Source organism: Vibrio sp. M260118 (assembly GCF_036533755.1).
Classification (GTDB): domain Bacteria; phylum Pseudomonadota; class Gammaproteobacteria; order Enterobacterales; family Vibrionaceae; genus Vibrio.
The window spans coordinates 1-3,695 of record NZ_JATABG010000346.1 but is presented as its reverse complement, the minus strand read 5'-3'; the positions used below and the strand labels follow the sequence as shown (position 1 = coordinate 3,695).

The 3,695-nt window shown below is 43.6% G+C and carries 4 protein-coding genes and 1 pseudogene; 3 read left to right on the top strand and 2 right to left on the bottom strand.

The features are described from left to right. On the bottom strand, positions 1 to 526 hold a 526-nt coding region (gene torD, locus QTO00_RS16430), incomplete at its 3' end, for a molecular chaperone TorD (RefSeq protein WP_331425749.1). A gap of 236 nt (positions 527 to 762) precedes the next feature. Here torD and torR point away from each other — a divergent pair. Further along, a complete protein-coding gene (torR, locus tag QTO00_RS16425) occupies positions 763 to 1,476 on the top strand; it encodes a two-component system response regulator TorR (protein WP_331425748.1) in 714 nt (237 codons plus the stop codon). 78 nt (positions 1,477 to 1,554) lie between these two features. Here the strand turns inward: torR and elyC are convergent, their stop codons facing one another. After that, the gene (gene elyC / locus QTO00_RS16420) at positions 1,555 to 2,358 is read right to left on the bottom strand and encodes an envelope biogenesis factor ElyC (RefSeq protein WP_038205416.1); all 804 of its coding nucleotides are present in this window, start codon (positions 2,356 to 2,358) and stop codon (positions 1,555 to 1,557) included. A 114-nt stretch (positions 2,359 to 2,472) separates the two neighbouring features. On the opposite strand from elyC, the gene cmoM reads away from it, so the two are divergent. After that, on the top strand, positions 2,473 to 3,264 hold the full coding sequence (cmoM, locus tag QTO00_RS16415) for a tRNA uridine 5-oxyacetic acid(34) methyltransferase CmoM (RefSeq protein ID WP_331425747.1): 792 nt from the start codon (positions 2,473 to 2,475) through the stop codon (positions 3,262 to 3,264). Positions 3,265 to 3,266: 2 nt separating this feature from the next. Then, positions 3,267 to 3,695, top strand: a pseudogene (locus tag QTO00_RS16410) (chromosome partition protein MukF); the annotation flags it as partial.

Genomic DNA, 3,695 nt, shown 5'->3' with positions numbered 1-3,695 from the left:
TGAGAATATATTGACGAATAAACTTCTCTTGTTCAGCAAACGCTTCTTCTAGGTGGCGTTCCTGTTCTAATTCATTAGAACGAACAATCAGGTTGCCAAGTAGGTCGAGTTCGATAGCAATGTGATCGGCAGGCTCGTTTAGCTTCGCGTCGACGGCAACGCCATGTTGCTTCATTAGCTCTTCCATCTCTTTGGCTGGTTTGTCATTAAGTAGACCTGAATCACCAATGTACATTGACGCATAAGGAAGGGCAGAATCGCGGTCAGACTTTAAGAACAGTTCACAGAAGTCTGCAGCGAGCTCAAGCTGAGCATCTTCTCGGTCCATCAGTCGATTAAGGGCATCGATAACTCGGTCAATTGCTGGCTTGAGTTCGGCGTTTTCACCCAAACCAGAGAGGAATGAACGGATCTGTTCCGACTGATATTGCTGTAGGTTCTCTTCAGTAAGCTCATTGGCGTAAAGGCTTGAAAGCCACCAATAAATTTCGGCGCGTTTTTCGTTGAAAGCTTTAATTTCTTGCATTAGGTATCACTCCTAAAATATCTAGTTATAAGTGTAACCAATAAAAATGAATAGCGGTAATGGCTTACGTGACAATAAATGACTATTTGTGAGGCTTTATTAACAGGCTTAATGGGTTTGTCTTGAATCAATAAAAAATCATCTTTATCGGTTTTAAACCGATAAACAGTAGAAATGTTACGGATTATGAATAGAATAAATATAGAACTATTCCCAATGTAAATTAAGTGGCGTAGATGAGTTATCATGTACTAGTTGTAGAAGACGACGTAGTGACTCGTAGCAAGCTAGTTGGCTACTTTCAGAATGAAGGTTATCAAGTCAGCGAAGCGGAAAGCGGCGAGCAAATGCGTGACATGCTACAAGGTAATGCGATTGATTTGGTTATGTTAGATATTAATCTGCCTGGTGAAGATGGATTAATGTTAACGCGCGAACTTCGCAGTCAATCAGACATTGGAATTATCCTGGTAACAGGACGCACGGATAGCATTGACAAGATTGTTGGCCTAGAAATGGGTGCTGACGATTACGTTACCAAACCGTTTGAGTTAAGAGAACTGTTAGTGCGAGTTAAAAACTTGCTTTGGCGCATCTCGACTGCACGAAACGCAGGCGCAACGGAAAAGACTGCTAAGCAAGACGACAATGTGGTTCGTTTTGGTGAGTGGACGTTTGATATTCAGCGTCGTGCCTTAAGTCGGAATGGAGAGCCTGTAAAGTTAACCAAGGCTGAATATGAGCTTTTGGTAGCCTTGTCTTCGTACCCAAATCAGGTCCTCAGTCGCGAGCGTATTCTCAATATGATCAGCCACCGAGTTGATGCGCCGAACGATCGTACTATCGATGTCTTGATTCGTCGAATGCGAGCCAAGATGGAGTTCGATCCGAAAAACCCGCAAATATTCGTAACTGTTCACGGCGAAGGTTATATGTTTGCTGGTGATTAATATCCAGTTAGTTGGGTAAATCAAATACAAAAATACCGAGGCTCGCCTCGGTATTTTTTTGTTTATCGGTCTGCGGAGTTACACGTTACTTTCTGAAGACTGTATCGCTTTTTCTTCGTAATCAGACGCCCAATCACGTAGCTTTTGCCAAATCTTGCCTAATGTTTCATGCCAGTAGCGCTCAGTTTGCTCTAGATAGACAGCTTTAGGCGTGTATTTCGCCCACGCTTGGGTCACGTTGCTGTGCGCTAAATAGTTGGTTGGGGCAGGATAAGGTTTTAGCCCGGTCGCATGGAACTCGTTTAGCGCGCGCTGCATATGGCTCGCTGATGTGACCACAACAAGCTTCTTGGTGGTGACAAACGCTGCGGCCTGTCGAGCCTCTTCCCAGGTATCTTTGGCGGTCTCTAGCAAAATAATATCTGACTTAGATACCCCCAGCGCAAGAGCAACCTTCGCCATCATGCGTGCATTACTGACTTCTGAACCGCCAGAGTAACCTGAGAGAATGAGTTTTGAACCAGGGTAGATACGCATAACGCGTATCCCTTCGGCGAGACGCATTAATCCAGTGCGACTTAATTCAGAAGTCGGAGGGATTTTGTCATCAACCACATGGCCGCTACCTAGTACCATTACATAGTCGATTGATTGGTCGACAGGAAAAAAGGCCGAGTATTGACGCTCAAGTGGCATCAACAAACGTGAAGATACGGGTTGGAAAGCAATAAGGAATATGCCGATGAAGGAGAATAGAACAACAAAACATCCTGTTTTCTGTTTTCGAGTAAACATAATCAGCATTAGGCCAAACAAACCGATGATTAGCATCGCTGGAAGTGGCATAAGCAAAGAAGACACAACTTTTTTCAGCTCAAACATACTTAAATAGTCCGAAAAAACATCAATTGAATATAATTTAAGAGAAAGCCTCTTTATTCCTGCTTTTCTTATGACAGAATAGCAGCACGATGAGACATAATAACCTAAGCCGCTGTGACTGAAGACCGCAATTTCGACGATATTGCCCACAAATTTGCAAAAAATATTTACGGTTCTGACAAAGGAGAGATTCGCCAAGTCATTGTTTGGGAAGATCTTCAACAGATCGTTAATACTGTTGATGGAGCAAATCAGCCACTCAATGTGCTAGATGCGGGCGGTGGTTTGGCACAAATGTCGCAAAAGCTTGCTAAGCTCGGACACCAAGTCACGTTATGTGATCTATCTTCTGAAATGTTGTTGTTAGCAGAGCAGGATATTGCAAAAAATGATCTGCTTGAGCAGTATCGCTTCATTCATTCGCCCGTCCAATCTATCGACCAGCATATTAACTCCCGAATGGATATTGTGATGTTCCATGCGGTTATGGAGTGGTTGGCGGATCCAAAGCCCGCTTTGGATAAAGTGTTACAACAAGTTCGTCCTGGAGGCATGGCATCGATCATGTTCTATAACCATCACGGCTTGGTATATAAAAATGTGGTGTGTGGCAACATTCCCCATGTGCTTGATGGGATGCCGCACCGCAAGAGATTTAAACTACAGCCACAAAAAGGCTTAAAACCTGAAGAGGTCTATCAATGGATAGAAGACGCAGGATTTTCAATTTGTGGCAAATCTGGGATTCGTTGTTTTAGTGACTACATAGGTAATATGGAGTACATGGGCGACTACCAGTATGAAGATGTGTTGGCGCTAGAAAAACAACTGTGCAGAGAAGAGCCATACCTCTCGTTAGGTCGATACATACATGTATGGGCACAAAAGAAAGATAAGCAGGACTAATAATGAGTGAGATGACTCTAAATGCTGAACTGCCGATCGAAGAGTTGGTCGGTTGGGTAAAACAGCATGATTTCTCATTGAACCTGACAACAGAGCGATTGGCATTTTTAATCGCTATTGCGGTGCTCAGCAATGAAAGGTTTGATGAAGAATTGGGTGAGGGTGAACTGCATGATGCGTTCGCTATCGTTACTCGATTATTTGAAGAAACAGGTGATGCGTCGCCATTTCGCGCAAACAATGCGATTAACGAAATGGTCAAACAACGACTTATCAGCCGATTTACCAGTGAAGTGAATGATGGTGCGAGTATCTACCGCCTGTCGCCACTTGCTATTGGGATTACAGATTACTACGTTCGCCATCGCGAATTTTCTAAGCTAAAACTCTCTATTCAGCTGTCAATGGTGGCTGACGAAATGTCGAAGGCG